Annotated in this window: 14 protein-coding genes; 9 read left to right on the top strand and 5 right to left on the bottom strand. The window is 40.0% G+C overall.

Annotation, left to right across the window (positions count from 1 at the left end; translation table 11 throughout):
• Positions 1 to 152: 152 nt before the first annotated feature.
• The 5 genes from sgrR to leuA all read right to left on the bottom strand — a co-directional run bounded on the left by sgrR (position 153) and on the right by leuA (position 6,795).
• A complete protein-coding gene (sgrR, locus tag ACYUCW_RS14500) occupies positions 153 to 1,832 on the bottom strand; it encodes an HTH-type transcriptional regulator SgrR (RefSeq protein WP_004250335.1) in 1,680 nt (559 codons plus the stop codon).
• Between the two features lie 281 nt (positions 1,833 to 2,113).
• Positions 2,114 to 2,716, bottom strand: a complete 603-nt coding sequence (gene leuD, locus ACYUCW_RS14505; RefSeq protein ID WP_017827192.1) for a 3-isopropylmalate dehydratase small subunit — start codon at positions 2,714 to 2,716, stop codon at positions 2,114 to 2,116.
• A gap of 11 nt (positions 2,717 to 2,727) precedes the next feature.
• Entirely contained in the window at positions 2,728 to 4,137 is a 1,410-nt protein-coding gene (gene leuC / locus ACYUCW_RS14510; protein ID WP_460408871.1) for a 3-isopropylmalate dehydratase large subunit, read from the bottom strand.
• A 1-nt stretch (position 4,138) separates the two neighbouring features.
• Entirely contained in the window at positions 4,139 to 5,230 is a 1,092-nt protein-coding gene (leuB, locus tag ACYUCW_RS14515) for a 3-isopropylmalate dehydrogenase (RefSeq protein ID WP_004244138.1), read from the bottom strand.
• Between the two features lie 5 nt (positions 5,231 to 5,235).
• Entirely contained in the window at positions 5,236 to 6,795 is a 1,560-nt protein-coding gene (leuA, locus tag ACYUCW_RS14520) for a 2-isopropylmalate synthase (protein ID WP_004244137.1), read from the bottom strand.
• An 881-nt stretch (positions 6,796 to 7,676) separates the two neighbouring features.
• Between leuA and leuO the strand changes: the two genes are divergently transcribed.
• The 9 genes from leuO to murF form a co-directional block, all read left to right on the top strand.
• Positions 7,677 to 8,621, top strand: coding sequence for a transcriptional regulator LeuO (gene leuO, locus ACYUCW_RS14525; RefSeq protein ID WP_460408873.1), 945 nt, complete (start codon positions 7,677 to 7,679; stop codon positions 8,619 to 8,621).
• A 529-nt stretch (positions 8,622 to 9,150) separates the two neighbouring features.
• The gene (locus ACYUCW_RS14530; RefSeq protein ID WP_163748229.1) at positions 9,151 to 10,959 is read left to right on the top strand and encodes an AMP-dependent synthetase/ligase; all 1,809 of its coding nucleotides are present in this window, start codon (positions 9,151 to 9,153) and stop codon (positions 10,957 to 10,959) included.
• A 221-nt stretch (positions 10,960 to 11,180) separates the two neighbouring features.
• Entirely contained in the window at positions 11,181 to 12,188 is a 1,008-nt protein-coding gene (gene cra / locus ACYUCW_RS14535) for a catabolite repressor/activator (RefSeq protein WP_004244128.1), read from the top strand.
• A gap of 687 nt (positions 12,189 to 12,875) precedes the next feature.
• Positions 12,876 to 13,334: a division/cell wall cluster transcriptional repressor MraZ gene (gene mraZ / locus ACYUCW_RS14540; RefSeq protein ID WP_004248567.1), complete on the top strand. Its 459-nt coding sequence runs from the start codon at positions 12,876 to 12,878 to the stop codon at positions 13,332 to 13,334.
• A gap of 3 nt (positions 13,335 to 13,337) precedes the next feature.
• Positions 13,338 to 14,285, top strand: a complete 948-nt coding sequence (rsmH, locus tag ACYUCW_RS14545) for a 16S rRNA (cytosine(1402)-N(4))-methyltransferase RsmH (protein ID WP_004244125.1) — start codon at positions 13,338 to 13,340, stop codon at positions 14,283 to 14,285.
• Positions 14,286 to 14,603, top strand: a complete 318-nt coding sequence (gene ftsL, locus ACYUCW_RS14550) for a cell division protein FtsL (RefSeq protein WP_004244124.1) — start codon at positions 14,286 to 14,288, stop codon at positions 14,601 to 14,603.
• An 11-nt stretch (positions 14,604 to 14,614) separates the two neighbouring features.
• A complete protein-coding gene (gene ftsI / locus ACYUCW_RS14555; protein ID WP_004248565.1) occupies positions 14,615 to 16,411 on the top strand; it encodes a peptidoglycan glycosyltransferase FtsI in 1,797 nt (598 codons plus the stop codon).
• Positions 16,398 to 17,885 carry a UDP-N-acetylmuramoyl-L-alanyl-D-glutamate--2,6-diaminopimelate ligase gene (gene murE / locus ACYUCW_RS14560; RefSeq protein WP_004248564.1) on the top strand — a complete coding sequence of 496 codons (1,488 nt, stop codon included), beginning with the start codon at positions 16,398 to 16,400 and terminating at the stop codon, positions 17,883 to 17,885. Before ftsI ends, murE begins: the two co-directional genes overlap by 14 nt.
• Positions 17,882 to 19,035 (top strand): UDP-N-acetylmuramoyl-tripeptide--D-alanyl-D-alanine ligase (murF, locus tag ACYUCW_RS14565; protein WP_460408877.1); only part of this gene is annotated, 1,154 nt, incomplete at its 3' end. The genes murE and murF, both read left to right, overlap by 4 nt.

The raw sequence follows: 19,035 nt of genomic DNA on the forward strand, positions 1-19,035 counted from the left end.
GCCTGTAGGCTAATATAAAAACTATACCCTGATTATCTCACTCTTTTTCACATAGATATCCACAGAAAAAGTGAATAAATCCCCTAGGCCTTACTGTTGGTGTTTATAACTTTGCGGGTTTCTGTGAATTAACATAATTATAAGTGAAAACGCTATTTTAATGGGGGCGTTTCTAAATCAGGTATAAACCATGCCGATTTAAAATCAAACCAACCAAAGGTATTCATTTTTACACCGCGTATCGTACGTTGCCCTTGTAATTCAAGTAAATGGTGAAATAACGGGAAAAGCCAATTATTTTGTGTTAATTGGCGACACCACTCTTCAAGCGGTAATACTTTTTGACGCCATAAGGCTAGGGCATCTTCATAACGTTCACCCATGCACTGGTGAAATAGGGGCAGTTCATAAAGTGCTGCAAAAATAGAAAACTCGAGCGGTTTATAGAAATTGACGGTAGCTAACCAGATATCACTCTTTGCATCACCATAATACCACTGTTCATAATCAAGCACTTGAATGGATAATTCGATATCATAGTCAGATAAGATTTTTTTGATCAGTTCAGCAATAGTGCTGTATTCGTGGTGCTCTTTATACAGTGTAATGGTCAGTTTTGTGAGTGAAGCGGGTTTAGTATGCGGTGGGATCAGTTTGCTATGGTGCCAGTGTAACAATAAACCATAAGCAGGTGACCAATGGCGTTGATAAGAGGGCGCACAATGGGCCAACATATTCACCGGTGTTAATACACTACTAAGCCATTCGCGGATCTCAGGTTGTTGGCATTGTGTTGAGCGGCTATCGTAAAGTAAAAAATAACAGCCTTCCTCTTTGCGGCTTTCCAGTGAGTTGTTATGAGTATCATCATCGGTTAAATGAAGGGTAGAGCAAACCATTTTGTCTTTTAATTCAGGAACCACCCAAATATCGATGTTATCTAATAGTGCGCGTAAACCAAAATAGCGATCAAACGCTTTGATTTGCAGTTTATGTTGATCATTGGTCATCACTTGGTATGCCCCTGTGCCAATGGGGTGCTGAGAAAAATTAGCGAGAGTTCGCCATTCTTGGGGCAAGATCGCTGCTTGTGGGCTACCTAATAGGGTGGCAAATTGTTTATCCGGTACGGTTAAATAAATATCAATAACATAAGGTTGCGGTGAGGTTATTTTCTCAATATGTGCATAAAGTGGATTGCAGACTTTCATTCTCATTAAAGAGGTGCTGATATCCTCTATGGTTAATTCTCGTCCATGGTGAAAATAGATAGCGGGGCGTAAATAAAAGCGCCAATGTTGCTCGCTGAGCATCTGCCAGTGATGGGCTAATTCCGCTTCGACTTCCCCATTTTCCTCTTTTAAGTGAAGTAATGAATTAAATATTTGGCTCATTAAATGTAATTCAGAGCGCCGAAGCGGCGTACCGGGTAATAAATTACGAAAAGGGCGATAGTAAATTATTCGTAGACGTTGTTGGCTAGGGTGAAAGCTTTTTTCAATCTGTGAAAGCACCATTTGCCGTAACGAGTCTTTATCGCCCATCAGTGCAACGAGCTTTTCTATATCATTTTCTTTCAGTAATCGCTCTGCTCGGCTTTGTTGGATGTCAAAGGCGTTAGAGTGAAAAGTCAGGGTGGATTTTTTTCCTCTTCCTACTTCTGCTTGCCAATCTATCCAACCAGTTTGATGCATTTTGTTTAGTAACGAACGCACATGGCGACGAGTGCAATGTAATGTTTCAGCAAGCTCTTGTAATGTGGTTTCAGTCTCTTTTCCCTCAAAAGCTTGCCATAAGCGAATAAATTGCAACTCTAAGCGGGGTGATGTCATAAAAGAGGAAATCCCTTATTAAAGTGATCAATTTTAATTTCCTTATATTAGACCGATAATGTTTGTGTTTAAAGTTAGCTCTTATGTTAGTTATCACAAATTATGAATACTAACAGACTCCCCCTTTGAGCATGCGGTGATTACCGGCCAGTGATAATAGGTCACTGGCTTTTTTGTTCGTTTTACTGAAAAAAAATGCCGCGAGGTAAATAGCGGCGAGAATGACAAAGTTTAAATTTTTACAGATAACAAACAGTGAAATAAGGTAATTGAGTCAGTGATTAACGCATAAAAGCAGGTTGTTTAGCTTCATAAGCACTTATCTCTGCTTGGTGTTGTAACGTTAATCCGATACTGTCTAATCCTTCAATCATGCAATGACGGCGAAATGCATCGATTTCAAATGAGAAGCATAATTCACCGGCGATCACTTGTTGGGCAACTAAATCAACGGTAATAGGCGTACCAGCATGCTCTGTTACCCAATCAAATAACTGGGTAACTTGCTCATCACTTAATTTGATTGGCAATAACTGGTTATTAAAGGAATTGCCGTAAAAAATATCAGCAAAACTCGGCGCGATCACCGCATGAAAGCCATAATCTGTGAGCGCCCAAGGCGCATGTTCGCGAGAAGATCCACAACCAAAATTCTCGCGCGCCAATAAAATAGAAGCATCTTGATAGATGGGCTGATTTAAAATAAATGATGGGTTAGGCTGGGTGCCTTCATCATCTAAAAATCGCCAATCATGAAATAAGTGTTTACCAAATCCTGTGCGAGTGACTTTTTGTAAAAATTGTTTGGGAATAATCGCATCAGTATCCACGTTGGCAGCATCTAAAGGTACTGGAATTCCAGTGTGTTGTGTGAATTTATTCATTAGGCTCTCCTTTATGATACTGTTGCAAAAGTGCGAATATCAGCAAAATGTCCATGAATGGCGGCGGCAGCGGCCATTGCCGGACTGACTAAATGAGTTCTGCCACCACGACCTTGGCGACCTTCAAAATTACGATTGCTGGTCGATGCGCAACGCTCTCCGGGATTTAATCGGTCATTGTTCATTGCCAAGCACATTGAGCAACCGGGTAAACGCCATTCAAAACCGGCTTCAATAAAAATTTTATCTAAACCTTCTGCTTCTGCTTGGGCTTTAACAGGGCCTGAGTCGGGAACAACAATTGCTTGTACATGGGAGGCGACTTTATGCCCTTTAGCTATCTTTGCTGCTGCGCGTAAATCTTCAATACGAGAGTTAGTGCAAGAGCCTATAAAAACTTTATCTATTGTAATATCAGTTAAGTTAACACCTTCAGTTAATCCCATATAAGCTAAGGCTTTTTCGGCGCTAGCTCGTTCAACAGGATCGTTAAAACTGTTCAATCGCGGAACAATTTGGTCAATAGCAATCACTTGTCCCGGATTCGTCCCCCAAGTCACTTGTGGTGCAATCTCTGCGGCATTAATCGTCACAGTAGCATCAAAAATAGCATCTTCGTCCGACTTTAACGTTTTCCAATAGGCGACAGCTTCATCCCACAATAGGGCTTGAGGGGCAAATTGACGTCCTTTTAAGTAAGCAAATGTAGTCTCATCAGGAGCAACTAAGCCTGCTTTTGCCCCCATCTCTATCGCCATATTGCATAACGTCATTCGCCCTTCCATACTCAAAGCTTCAATAGCTTCTCCCGTAAATTCAATGATATACCCCGTACCTCCCGCACTACCCAATTTTCCGATAATCGCCAATACGATATCTTTTGCCGTGATGCCATTGGCTGTTTTGCCTTGTACTTCGATTTTTAAGGTTTTAGCACGTGATTGTTTTAAGGTTTGTGTCGCTAATACGTGCTCAACCTCAGAAGTGCCAATACCGAAAGCTAATGCGCCAAAGGCACCATGTGTTGCTGTATGTGAGTCGCCACAAACAATTGTCATGCCTGGTAAAGTTAAGCCTTGTTCAGGCCCCATAACATGAACAATTCCTTGATATGGGTGATTTAAGTCATACAAGGTCACACCAAATTCTTGACAGTTTTTCATTAACTCTTGCATTTGAATACGCGCCATATCACCACAGGCGTTGATATCTTTGGTTTGAGTTGAAACGTTGTGATCCATTGTGGCAAAGGTTTTGTTGGGTTGACGAACAGCACGACCTTTGGTTCTTAAACCATCAAAAGCTTGAGGTGAAGTCACTTCATGCACTAAATGTCTATCGATATATATAATAGGTGTTTCATTCGCTACTTCTCTGACAACATGTGCATCGTAAATTTTTTGATATAATGTTTTACCCATGTTATGCCCCTTCTTGAATAAACTGAGCGATATGATCACCCATTTCTGCGGTTGTTATTGCGTTTCCTTCTCCCGCTAAATCTGCGGTGCGATAGCCTGTTGCTAGTACTCTTGTAATTGCTTCTTCAATGGCTTGGGCTGCTTTATCTTCATTAAAGCTATAACGCAGTAATAGGGCGGTTGATAAAATTTGTGCTATTGGATTGGCGATATTTTTACCGGCAATATCTGGTGCGGAGCCACCTGCGGGTTCATATAAACCAAAATGTGCTTCATTTACGCTTGCAGAGGGCAACATGCCCATTGAACCGGTGATCATGGCGCATTCGTCTGATAAAATATCGCCAAAGATATTGGAGCACAGCAATACATCAAATTGCGCTGGATCTTTAATTAATTGCATTGTCGCATTATCGATATACATATGTTGCAAGGTCACATCAGGGTATTGTTTAGCGACCTCAGTGACGACTTCACGCCATAAAATAGAGCTTTGTAAAACGTTGGCTTTATCAATCGACGTGACTTTATAACGACGTTTTTGCGCTGATTTGAAAGCAAAATGAGCAATACGTTCGATTTCATAGCGATGGTAAACCTCGGTATCAAAAGCACGCTCTTCGCGACCTTCACCATCACGGCCTTTAGGTTGACCGAAATAGATCCCCCCAGTTAATTCACGAACACATAAAATATCAAAACCGCGTTGTGCAATATCAGCACGCAATGGACAATAAGCTTCTAAACCTTTATATAAACGAGCTGGGCGCAGATTGCAGAATAATTTAAAGTGTTTACGTAAAGGTAATAATGCGCCACGTTCCGGTTGTTGATCTGCCGGTAAATGCTCCCATTTAGGCCCCCCCACAGAGCCGAATAAAATCGCATCAGCTTGCTCACATCCAGCCAAGGTGGTTGCCGGTAATGGTGTGCCATGATTATCGATAGCAATACCACCAATATCGTACTCTTTGGTCGTGATATTCAGTGAAAATCGTTTATTTACCGCATCGATCACTTTTTGTGCTTGCGCCATAACTTCAGGGCCAATGCCATCTCCGGGCAATACTGCAATATGATAATGTTTAGACATAATGATTAAACCGCTTCTTGTGTTGTATGGTGTTTGCGTTTTTCTATTTCGACTTGCTCTGAACGCCAAATACTGTTGATAACATGCATCATGGCGTTGGCGGATGAACCGACGATATCAGTTTCTAATCCCATGCCATGAAATTTACGTCCTTGGTATTCAACCACGATATCAACTTGTCCTAATGCATCTCGTCCTTCGCCTTTGGCTGTTAATTGATAAGTCACCAGTTTTAAGGGATAACCTGTAGCACGAGAAATAGCTTGATAGACAGCATCAACGGGGCCATTTCCTGTTGCTGCTTCAGTGATTTCTTCATTTTTACGACTAATGCTGACACTGGCCGTGGCAACTGTTGAGGAGCCGGATTGAGTATTAAAATAGTTCATTACAAACTCATCAGGCTCTTGTTGTTGTTGCCCCATAAAAGCCAATGCTTCTAAGTCATAGTCAAAAACTTGACCTTTTTTATCAGCTAAACGTAAGAAAGCGGCATATAAAGAATCTAAGTTATAATCTGTTTCGCGATAGCCCATCTCTTCCATACGGTGTTTTACCGCAGCTCGACCAGAGCGAGACGTTAAGTTCAATTGCACCTCTTTTAAACCAATTGATTCAGGTGTCATAATTTCGTAAGTTTCACGATTTTTCAGTACGCCATCTTGGTGAATACCAGAGGAGTGCGCAAAGGCATTCGAGCCAACGATGGATTTATTGGCATGAATAGGGGTATTACATAATTGACTGACTAACTGGCTGGTACGGTAGATCTCTTTGTGATTAATACGCGTTTGTACATTCATCATTTGTTCACGTACTTTTATCGCCATAATCACTTCTTCTAAAGCGCAGTTACCGGCTCGTTCACCTAAGCCGTTGATAGTCCCTTCAACTTGTCTTGCACCTGCTTGTACTGCGGTAATAGAGTTTGCAACAGCCATACCTAAATCATCATGGCAATGAACGGAGATCACCGCTTTATCAATATTAGGTACACGTTCAAATAAATTAGTGATAATGCCACCGAATTGATAAGGCGTGGTATAACCTACGGTGTCTGGAATATTAATGGTTGTTGCGCCCGCGTTGATGGCACTTTCCACAATGCGACATAAATTATCAATATGGGTACGCCCCGCATCTTCGCAAGAAAACTCAACATCATCAGTATAGCGTCGGGCGCGTTTAATTGAGCGTGTTCCCATTTCAATAATGTCATCAAAGGATTTTTTTAACTTATGTTCAGCATGCAAAGCGGAGGTGGCTAAAAAAACATGAATACGAAATGCCTCGGCAATGTTTAATGACTCTGCGGCAACGTCAATATCATTATCAACACAGCGAGCTAACGCACAAATGCGACTATTTTTAATTTCTCGAGCGATGGTTTGTACAGATTCAAAATCCCCTGGGGAAGAGACAGGAAAACCCGCTTCAATGATATCTACACCTAAACGTTCTAAGGCATAAGCAATTTGTAACTTCTCTTTTACGCTTAAGCTAGCTTGTAATGCTTGTTCGCCATCTCTTAATGTGGTGTCAAAAATAATCACATTGTTGCTCATAATCTGTTCCTTATACTTTTTTATTTCGTTTTTTGCGCTCTCCCAGGTATAAAAAAACCCGCGATTAGCGCGGGTTTTTCTCTAAGGGTAGGTATGTTTCATTTTTTACCCATCAGCCGACCGCGCATCAATGTTGCGAATAGTAGTAGGCTTGATAGTAAAATTGCGTTTAACATGAAACATCCTTACATTTGTTCTTAATAATGTTTATTTATTGATACCGGATACCAATCATCATGTCAAGCATTGGAATTTTTTAATTTGTTTTGATGTGTGAATTATATTTTATTCTTAGTAATTCTGACTAATATCTAAATTTTTAGTAATGATTATATCTATCAAACAATCATTGATTAGGTTAATGTTTCACATAATCGCTCTTGGGGAGTGAAATAAAAAATTAAACAATTGTTTGCTTTTTTTTGAACAACTAACTATCAGGGGGATGAGCAGTTGTAGTTAACAACAATATCAATAAATTTGAGCAACATTTTGAATATAAGAATAAAAATTATTACCGTGGTGACTGTAATAGTTCTGAAAGTGTCCTGTAAGGTGATAGATTTTATTATTTTATTATGATTTTTATCATATTTTGTTTTATTATTTGCAAGGCATAAGGTAAAACAGGTTGTAATATATATCGGTATAATCATTTCATTAATATGTAATTTAAATGTCAATTTATTCTCTTTAATATAAAGATGAATTATTTTTTGGTGTTTGTGTTATACATTTTGTGATGTACATGGATGATGAATAATAAGTAGTAATATTTTTATAAAAGTTACAGTCATGGTTAGATATATAATTTATTAATATGCTTTTATATTATTAATAAGTTTTAATTCGCCAATTATAATAACATAGTGGAGTAAAAAATGACGGATTACACATCAGCAACAACGACCAATAAAGAGTCAGCAGATATGCATTTACGTAATGTTGATCTTAATTTATTAACGGTGTTTGATGCTGTTATGCAAATGCAAAATGTCACACGAGCAGCACAGGTGTTAGGTATGTCTCAACCGGCAGTCAGTAATGCAGTTTCTCGTCTTAAGATCATGTTTAATGACGAGTTATTTGTTCGGTATGGCCGAGGTATTCAACCAACATTAAGAGCCAAACAGTTATTTGGCCCTGTTCGACAAGCATTACAATTAGTCCATAATGAATTGCCAGGGGCGGGATTTGAGCTGGAACAAAGTGATCGTGTGTTTAGCTTATCTATTTGCAGTCCATTAGATATCAAGTTAGCGCCAAAAATTGTAGAGAGAATAAAAAATAAAACCCCTAATATTAATGTAAATATTAAGTCTTATTTGAATAGTAATATTGAACACCAATTAAAATATCAGGAACTTGAGTTCTTTATTAATTATAAACAATTTGATAAACCAGAGTTTCATTCACACCCTTTATTCAATGATGAAGTGGTTTTGGCTGTCTCTAACCAACACCCACGAATTAAAGAGAGCGTTACTGAAGAGATGTTATTAAATGAGCATCATTCTATTGTTTCTTTAGAAGATGTGGGGTCTTTTAGTGCGGCTTATTATAAGAATACAGAGTTAGAAGATTTAATTACTTATGAAGGTACTGATTTAAATAGTGTATTAAATCTAGTCTCAAAAACTTATTCGGTCGCTATTGCGCCTAGATGGTTAGTTGAAAGCTATTCAGAACAATTGAACATTAAGGCGATATCATTACCTTGGGAGAAGGTAGAACGTCCATGCTATTTAATTTGGCATGAGTCAACGGCACGAGATAAAGGCCATTTATGGATGAAAAATTTACTTAGTGAGGTTTGTCAAAACTAAGAGTGATTCACTCATAATTAGCACTCTATGCTAATTATGCAGAAATAGTGGCAGATAACGTTAGCTTACTGCTAATAACCAATAAAAGATATTCTTTAATAGTAAATAGTAAAGATAAGTCTCTTGGGTAGCTGTCACTATTTTTGCCCTAATTGTTATCCTATCCCTATCAGTTGCAACTATTGTCATCTAATCGATTTTTTTCTTTATTTTCTCTGTTATTAATCTTGTAAATGAATAAATTTTTATAATTAGCTTTTGATTTTATTATATTTTTCTTGTTAATACTTTGTTTGTTCACAAAGTGTTCAGGCTCATTTTTACATTTTCATTAGTATGATGAAATTGACAAAACTTTTCATGACTCACAATTTTACAAATTTATGTAAAATTAGATTCCTTTATTTTTGCGGATCACTTAGACTTTCAGATAAGTCAGCGAACAGGTGTAAGCTGAAATTAGAAGATGACATTATTCTTTATTTCAACTTAATTATTCCTACGCTTTTCCATAAATAACAGGAAAATCATGATAAATAATAATAATCTATATGATTATCATATAATTAGAAGATTGCAGATGCAATTTTCATCTTCTGGGGAAAAAACGGCTTATCGTCAGTGGGATGCTAAGTCTGAAATCGCCATGTCATGGGCGTCAGTAGCAAAGAAAACACGTGCACTCTCAAATGCATTACTCGATATGGGCGTGGCTGTTCAAGAAAATGTGGGGATTTTTTCCCAAAACAGCATTGATTGGTCTATTGCCGATATTGCTACTTTGCAGTTGCGTGCTGTCACAGTTCCTCTTTATGCAACAAGTAGTGTGGAACAAGCCGCTTATATCATCAATGATGCGGATATTCGTATTCTTTTTGTTGGTGACCAAAAGGAATATGACGTTGTTTCTGAGTTAGCGCGATTATGCCCGCAACTTAAACATATTATTGTGTTTAATTCTCAGGTCGTTTTAAATCCAACAATACCTTCTTATCATCTGACAAACTTAATCAGTGACTGTCAATCTCGATATGACTCTCTGCTACAACAACGTATTGATGAATGTTGTTTAGATGATTTGTTTACGCTGATTTATACCTCGGGTACAACAGGTGAGCCTAAAGGTGTTATGCTGGATTACACCAATCTGGCTTCTCAACTTTATCTGCATGATCAGCGCCTTTCATTATCGGATAAAGATGTTTCATTATGCTTTTTACCGTTATCACATGTATTTGAACGGGCATGGAGCTTCTATGTTATGCATACTGGGGCTATTAATGTTTATCTCACAGATACCCATGCCGTAAGGGAAGCAATGGCTGCAGTAAAACCAACGGTTATGTGTGCAGTGCCACGCTTTTACGAAAAAGTATATAGCGCCATTCAAGAGAAAGTTTCTCAAGCACCTCGACTACGCCAATGGATGTTTAAATGGGCTCTTAAACAGGGTGAAAAACAACGTCAGGCACACTTAGCTGGACGTTCATTAGGCGTGCTATCTCAATGGTGTTATCGCTTTGCGGATAAAAAAGTTCTTCAACCACTACGTCAAATTTTAGGTGGGCGAGTTCGTTTTTTACCTGCCGCAGGCGCTCGTTTAGATGATGCGGTGATCGGCTTTTTCTTAGCTGCTGGTATTAATATTAAATATGGTTATGGCATGACAGAGACTTGTGCCACGGTATCTTGTTGGGAAGAGAACCATTATAAACTAGGCTCTATTGGTACTCCGTTACCGGGGGTTGAGGTACGTATAGGCGAAGAAAATGAGATCCAAGTGCGCGGTAGTATCGTGATGAAAGGTTATTTTAATAAGCCTGAAGAGACAGTTGCTGCGTTTACTGAAGATGGTTGGTTACGTACCGGTGATGCGGGTGCATTAGATGAAGAAGGGATGTTATATATTACCGAACGTTTGAAAGATCTTATGAAAACCTCAAATGGAAAATATATTGCACCGCAAATGATTGAAGGTACATTAGGGCAAGATCGCTTTATTGAGCATATCGCTGTGATTGCAGATACCCGTAAATTTGTTTCTGCACTGATCGTACCTTGCTTTGATGCATTAGAAGAACATGCTCGAGCATTAAATTTAAAATATCACGATCGGATAGAGTTATTACGCCATACTAAGATCAAAGAATTATTTGATGAACGCTTGCGTGAAATGCAACGTAATTTTGCTAGTTTCCATCAAGTTAAACGATTTACCCTATTAGCGGAAGGGTTTACGATGGAGTCTGGAGAATTGACACCTACCTTAAAATTAAGACGTAAAATAATTTCTGAACGCTATCGAAATGAAATTGAGCAGATGTATCAAGAGTCGTGATCACCAGACAAAAAAGCACCGTAAAGGTGCTTTTTTATTGCACTTTAGGTAAGTCATAGGCAGTAACAATGCAAGTAATTGGTAAAAGGTATAAACGGAAACGTTGACGCATACGGTTTTATCAGTAAATTGTGTTAAAATGCAGATTCAGATCAGCATGATGACTGAAAACCATAGCAATAATGTAATAAATACCCTATTAATAATTAGAAGAGGCTAAAGTGAAACTGGATGAAATCGCCCGCTTGGCTGGTGTTTCACGAACAACAGCGAGTTATGTCATTAATGGTAAAGCTAAACAGTACCGTGTAAGTGACAAGACTGTTGAAAAAGTGATGGCGGTGGTCAGAGAGCACAATTACCACCCGAACGCTGTTGCCGCGGGATTACGTGCTGGTCGTACGCGTTCTATAGGTTTGGTTATTCCTGATTTGGAAAATACCAGTTATACCAGAATTGCCAATTATCTTGAACGACAAGCGCGTCAACGTGGTTATCAATTGCTGATTGCCTGCTCAGAAGATCAACCTGACAACGAAATTCGTTGTGTAGAACATCTACTACAACGCCAAGTTGATGCCATTATTGTATCAACGGCATTACCCCCAGAGCACCCATTTTATCAGCGTTGGGCTAATCGTTCGTTGCCTATCATTGCCTTAGATAGGGCGTTAGAGAGTGAACATTTTATTAGCGTCGTCGGTGATGATTTAGAAGACGCAAAAATGTTAGCGAGTGAGCTTAAAGCTTTTCCTTCTCAATCGGTTCTCTATCTAGGCGCATTGCCCGAACTATCAGTCAGTTTTTTACGTGAACAGGGCTTTCGTAGTGTGTGGCAAGATGATCCACGACAAGTGACTTATCTTTATGCGAATAGTTATGAACGAGAAGCGGCGGCAGAGGTATTTTCGGAATGGTTAAATAATAACCCGATGCCTGATGCACTCTTTACGACCTCCTTTGCGCTATTACAAGGTGTGATGGATGTAACGTTGCAAAGAAGTGGACGCTTACCTACGCAGTTAGTGATTGCTACATTTGGTGATCATGAATTATTAGATTTCCTCGAATGTCCAGTATTATCGGTGGCTCAGCGACATCGTGATATTGCACAACGTGTATTAGAGCTGGTTTTGGCAAGTCTTGAAGAAGAGCAAAAACCACAAGCGGGTATTACACGTATTCGACGTGATTTATGTCGCCGAGGTAGTTTAGGACGTACTCGTTAATTAGCGTTCACTTTCTGACTCAGCATTTTTTATAATGACTATCCCTGCTTTATTAAATTAAAGCAGGGATAGTTTATTTGGTTAAATAATGTCGGGTGACTTAAATAAAATAAAATTTGAGATTAATCTTAAACGTTTTTTTACAATTTATCGTGTTTTGTTTAATTCGCGGGTGAAATTTTGATATTTCTATAAGTGATATTACTTAAATAAAATAATTTATTTATTAACTTTGCAGAAAGAAAACTCGACAGTAAAAAATTATCTACATGATATCACATTATTTTTTCAGTAGATTAAGCCGGTTTTTTAATTTAAAGAGGGCTTTGTATTGTTATGTTGGTTAAAGGTAAATGAACGACAATAAATAGGCATTATCTCATTAAATAGGTCATTTTCTTTTTATGACTTCTTTATCTTATTTTTCCCTTTTTCATCTCTATAAATAATCACTATTTGAGAACAAATAAGAAAAATAAAAAATAACCGATAGGAATCATAGTGTTAATATTCTGCTTTTTTAGCCTGCTGATAATTTGTTCATTTCGATGAGATTATAAAATTACTGTAAATATCAATAAAGCGTCCTACAACTGGCTTGACAACGTTTTCATACGATCCGTAAACTCTATTTGTGGGGATTTGTGGGATAATGTGGTGTAAATTATAACGCTGAGGGAAATGAGGATGTTTCGTGGTGCAACACTCGTTAATCTCGACAGCAAAGGGCGAATAACAGTTCCTTCCCGTTATCGAACAACGCTGAACGAGGCTTCTGAAGGTCAAATGGTCTGTACCATTGATCTCAATCAGCCATGTTTATTGCTGTACACCCTTCCTGAATGGGAAAAAATTGAGTTAAAACTGGCGGCGCTTTCTTCCATGAACCCCGCCGAACGAAGAGTGCAGCGTTTATTACTTGGGCATGCCAGTGAATGCCAAATGGATAGCGCAGGACGTCTTTTGTTAGCTAGCACGCTAAGACAGCACGCGGGGCTAACCAAAGAGGTCATGTTAGTCGGTCAATTCAATAAATTTGAATTGTGGGATGAACAGGTCTGGTATCAACAGATCAAAGAAGACATTTTGGCAGAGCAAACCTCACAGGAACCGTTATCGACACGACTATTGGATTTATCACTTTAAATAATGACAACGAATAATTTTAGCCATACCAGTGTATTACTGGATGAAGCAGTAAACGGCCTGAATATTAAACCTTCAGGTATTTATATTGACGGTACTTTTGGCCGTGGCGGGCACTCTCGTCTGATTTTATCGCAATTAGGTGAACAAGGCCGTCTCATTGCGATTGATAGAGATCCACAAGCTATCGCAGTGGCAAATGAAATTGATGATCCACGATTCTCTATTATTCATGGGCCTTTTTCAAATATTGAACACTATATCAATGAGTTAGGTTTAAGTGGCAAAGTTGATGGCGTATTATTAGATTTAGGCGTTTCTTCACCGCAATTAGATGATCCTGAACGAGGATTCTCTTTTATGCGTGATGGGCCACTCGATATGCGTATGGACCCAACCACAGGACAATCAGCTGCACAGTGGTTAATGAATGCCGAAGAAGATGATATTACTTGGGTGCTAAAAACCTTCGGTGAAGAGCGTTTCGCGAAACGCATTGCCCGTGCCATTGTGGCGCGTAATAAAACTGAAGAGCCATTAACACGTACTAAACAGTTAGCGGATTTGATTAGTGAAGCAAGTCCAGTAAAAGAGCGACATAAGCACCCTGCAACACGTAGCTTTCAAGCGATCCGTATCTATATCAATAGCGAGTTAGATGAGATTGAAAAAGCATTAAAAGGTGCCGTGTCTATTTTAGCGCCAGCAGGGCGTTTATCGGTGATTAGTTTCCACTCTTTAGAAGACCGATTAGTTAAACGCTTTATAAGAGATGAAAGTAAAGGGCCTGTTGTTCCAGCGGGGATCCCATTAACAGAAGAACAAATTAAAGCACTAGGAAGTGCTCGCCTGAGTAGCATTCATAAAATGAAACCTACCGGTGTTGAAGTTGAGGAGAATCCACGAGCGCGAAGTTCTGTTTTACGCGTCGCACAGCGTATTGAGGAATAAATGTCTACTGAACGCCATTCATTACCGGGAGTGATAGGACAAGATTTACTGCGTCATGGCAAATTGCCACTTATTCTTTTTTTCGCCGTTATTATCTCAGCGATCTATGTGGTAACGACAGCACATAAAACACGCTTACTGACAGCAGAAAAAGAGCGCTTAGTGTTAGAAAAAAATGTATTGGATATTGAATGGCGCAACTTGATCCTTGAGGAAAATGCATTGGCGGACCATAGCCGAGTTGAACGTTTTGCAAGTGAACAGTTAGGCATGGTTCATGTTGATCCAACTAAAGAGAATATTGTGGTTACTAAATAATTAAGGCAAGTATGAAATTTTCACGTTCGGCAAAAGCGAAGACAAAGACAAAGTCAAATGCCAAACTCCGTAAACCTGAAGAAAAAACAGGATTTGTGAGTTGGCGTTTTGCGTTGCTTTGCGGTGGTATTGGTATTGCTTTAGCGGCGTTATTAATACGAGTTGCCTATTTACAGATTATTAACCCAGATCCCCTGATCCGCGAAGGGGATCTGCGCTCTTTACGTGTGCAAAAAGTCCCCACTGCTCGTGGCATGATAAGCGATCGTATGGGAAGACCATTGGCGGTGAGTGTCCCTGTATATGCTATTTGGGCTGATCCTAAAGTTGTGTTAGAAGCTAACCCTGATATGACCGATTCACGTTGGTTAGCACTTGCTGATGCATTAAAACTTCCCGTTAATCAAATTTCTCAAAAAATTTCTGCAACACCTTCCGCTCGTTTTATTTATCTTGCGCGCCAAGTTAATCCTGAAATTAGTGATTACATAAGTAAGCTGAAAATCAAAGGGATAAACATGCGCCAAGAGTCCAAACGCTATTATCCTTCAGGAGAAGTGACCGCTCACATCATTGGTGTTACAAACATTGATGGCGATGGTATTGAAGGGGTTGAAAAAAGCTTTAACCAATGGCTTACCGGTGCCCCCGGAGAGCGAGTTGTACGCAAAGATGGCTTTAACCGTGTGATTGAAAATATCGCTCAAACAGATAGCCAAGCTGCTCACAACTTAATGTTAAGCATTGATGAGCGTTTACAATCTGTTGTGTATAGAGAGTTAACCAATGCAGTCATTGAAAATAAAGCCGAATCAGGTACGGCGGTTTTGGTTGATGTCAATACAGGCGAAGTGTTAGCGATGGCAAATAGCCCATCCTATAACCCGAATAATTTAGCGGGAACGCCGAAAGATGCGATGCGTAATCGAGCTATCACCGATATTTTTGAGCCAGGCTCTACGGTAAAGCCGATGGTGGTTATGAGTGCGCTAAACAATAATATTATTAAAGAAAATACCGTTATTAATACTGTTCCTTATCGAATTAGTGGTCATCAGATAAAAGATGTTGCGCTTTATCGTGAGCTTTCGATAACTGGAATTTTACAGAAATCGAGTAACGTAGGGGTATCTCGCCTTGCGTTAGCGATGCCGGCGTCTGAACTGGTAGATGTTTACTCCCGTTTTGGCCTCGGAAAACCAACTAACTTGGGGCTAGTTGGTGAAAGTAGTGGCATATTTCCAATAAAAAAACAACGGTGGTCCGATCTTGAAAGGGCCACCTTCTCATTCGGATATGGGCTAATGGTAACGCCATTACAGTTAGCGCGTGTCTATGCAACTATCGGTAGTTTTGGTATTTATCGACCGCTTTCTATTACTAAAGTCGACCCTCCTGTACCGGGTACTCGCGTTTTTCCTGAAAAAGTCATGAGAACAGTGGTTCATATGATGGAAAGTGTCGCCTTACCGGGCGGTGGTGGCGTTCGTGCTGCGATCAAAGGGTATCGTGTTGCGATTAAGACCGGGACCGCGAAAAAAGTCGGCCCAGATGGAAAGTATATTAATGCCTACATTTCTTATGCAGCCGGTGTTGCACCGGCAAGCCGTCCACGCTTTGCCTTAGTAGTGATCATTAACGAGCCAAAAGCGGGCAAATATTATGGGGGTGCAGTTTCTGCACCAGTGTTTGGCACAATTATGGGCGCGGTTCTACGTACGATGAATGTAGAGCCTGATGCATTAACGCCAGACGATAAAAGTGAAATAGTGATTAATAAAAAAGAGGATACAAGTGGCAGATCCTAATTTAAGTGACCTATTAGGGGCACTCGGGATACAAGCACCGTCTTTAACGCTTAAAGACATGACACTCGACAGCCGAAAAGCCGCGAGTGGTGATCTGTTTGTGGCAATTAAAGGCCATGAAACGGATGGTAGACGCTATATTCCTCAGGCAATTGCACAAGGTGTTTGCGCTGTTTTAGCGGAAGCTGAAGGTATTGCTACTCATGGCGAAATTCGTGAAAGTCATGGTATACCCGTTATTTATATTGAAAACCTAAATTGTCAATTATCAAAACTTGCAGGAATTTTTTATCATCAGCCAGCGGATAAATTAAAGCTGATTGGTGTCACTGGTACTAACGGAAAAACGACAACAACACAATTGTTAGCACAGTGGGCGCAAGGTTTAGGTGAAGTCAGTGCCGTTATGGGAACGGTAGGCAATGGGTTATTAGATCATATTGTTCCGGCAATGAATACAACCGGTTCAGCGGTTGATATCCAATTAGAATTACAGCAATTAGTTAATCAAGGCGCTACCTTTACCGCAATGGAGGTTTCGTCACACGGTTTAGTTCAAGGGCGCGTTAGTGCGCTACCTTTTGTCGCCAGCGTATTTACCAACTTAAGTCGCGATCACCTTGATTATCATGGTGATATGGCCAATTACGAACAGGCTAAATGGTTGTTATTTTCGACCCACCATAGTGGCGAAAAAATCATTAATGCTGATGATGCGGTAGGGCATAAATGGTTGACGCATCTACCCGATGCAGTGGCGGTGACTATGGCGGATAAATTGCCGGCAAATTGGCAAGGACGCTATGTGCAAGCGACACAAATCAATTACCATGATGCGGGTGCCACTATCCATTTTAATTCAAGTTGGGGAGAAGGTGAAATTGAAAGCCCATTAATGGGGGCTTTTAATGTCAGTAACTTACTCTGTGCTTTAGCTACACTTTTGGCACTTGAATACCCTCTTGATGCAGTGATTAAAGCTTCCAGTGCATTAACGCCCGTTTGTGGTCGTATGGAAGTATTTAGTGCGGATAATCGTCCTACGGTGATCGTTGATTATGCCCACACGCCAGATGCCTTAGAAAAAGCGTTACAAGCGGCACGCTTACACTGTACTGGCAAACTGTGGTGTATCTTTGGTTGTGGTGGTGATAGAGATAAAGGTAAGCGCCCACTAATGGGAGCTGTAGCAGAGCAGTTTGCCGATAAAGTGGTTATCACCGATGACAATCCACGTAGTGAAGAGCCACAAGCCATTATTCAAGATATCCTTTCTGGGTTAATGGAACCTGGTCGTGCATTAGCGATTGAAGGTCGAGCAGAAGCCGTGACGAATGTAGTAATGCAAGCCTCTCCCGCTGATATGATCTTAGTGGCAGGAAAAGGGCACGAAGATTATCAAATCGTTGGCACTCGCCGTCTTGATTATTCTGACCGATTAACTGTTGCACGGTTATTGGGGGTGATCGCATGATAGCGCTTTCTCTCGAAACTATTGCACAAGTCACTCAAGGCACGTTGAGTACTATTACTCAAAGCCAAGCCAATCAATTAATGATCAAATCAATTTCTACCGATAGCCGTAAAATTGATGATGCATGTCTGTTTATTGCTTTAGCAGGTGATCGTTTTGATGCTCATGACTTTATTGCTGATGTCAAACAAAAGGGTGCCGTTGCGGTTTTAGTTAATCGGAAAATCGATGTTGAATGTCCACAAATCATCGTAAAAGATACCCGTTTAGCAATGGGGCATATTGCCGCTTATATCCGTTCGCTTAGCAATGCTAAAATTGTGGCGTTAACGGGCTCTTCGGGTAAAACGTCCGTTAAAGAGATGACGGCTTCGATACTGCGTCACTGTGGTGAAACCTTATATACACATGGCAATTTAAATAATGATATTGGTGTTCCCCTGACACTCTTTCGTCTAACCCCTGAACATCGTTTTGCCGTGATTGAACTTGGTGCTAACCATATTGGTGAAATAGCCTATACCGTGGATATGGTTAAACCAGATAGTGCATTGGTCAATAATCTTTTTTCTGCACATATTGAAGGTTTTGGTTCCTTACAAGGGATTGCTCAAGCTAAAGGTGAAATATTCACTGGCTTAAAAGAGCAAGGCACAGCCATTATTAATCAGCAAAGTAATGATGTTGCGCTATGGCAACAGCATTTTAACTCACGTCAAACTCAGTGGTCTTTCTCTTTATCTGCAGACACTCAGGCCGATTTCTACCCAACGGATATCGTTGTTAATCAACTCACCACCGATTTTACATTGCATACGCCAGAAGGGTGTGTAGCAATCACCCTACCTTTACCTGGTCGCCATAATATTGCCAATGCGTTAGCCGCAAGTGCGTTAGCCTTGTCGGTAGGGGCGACATTAACGGATATTCAGCAAGGTTTAGCGGTACTGAAAGCCGTACCTGGCAGACTCTATCCTGTTGAGTTAACAACAGGAAAAATAGTGTTAGATGATACCTATAATGCTAATGATGGGTCGATGATGGCAGGGCTGCAAGTTTTATCTCAATTACCAGGATATAAAATCTTTGTTGCTGGAGATATGGCTGAACTAGGCGAGGATTCAGAAAAATGTCACCGTGATGTGGGACG

This window comes from Proteus sp. MB838, from assembly GCF_054767435.1.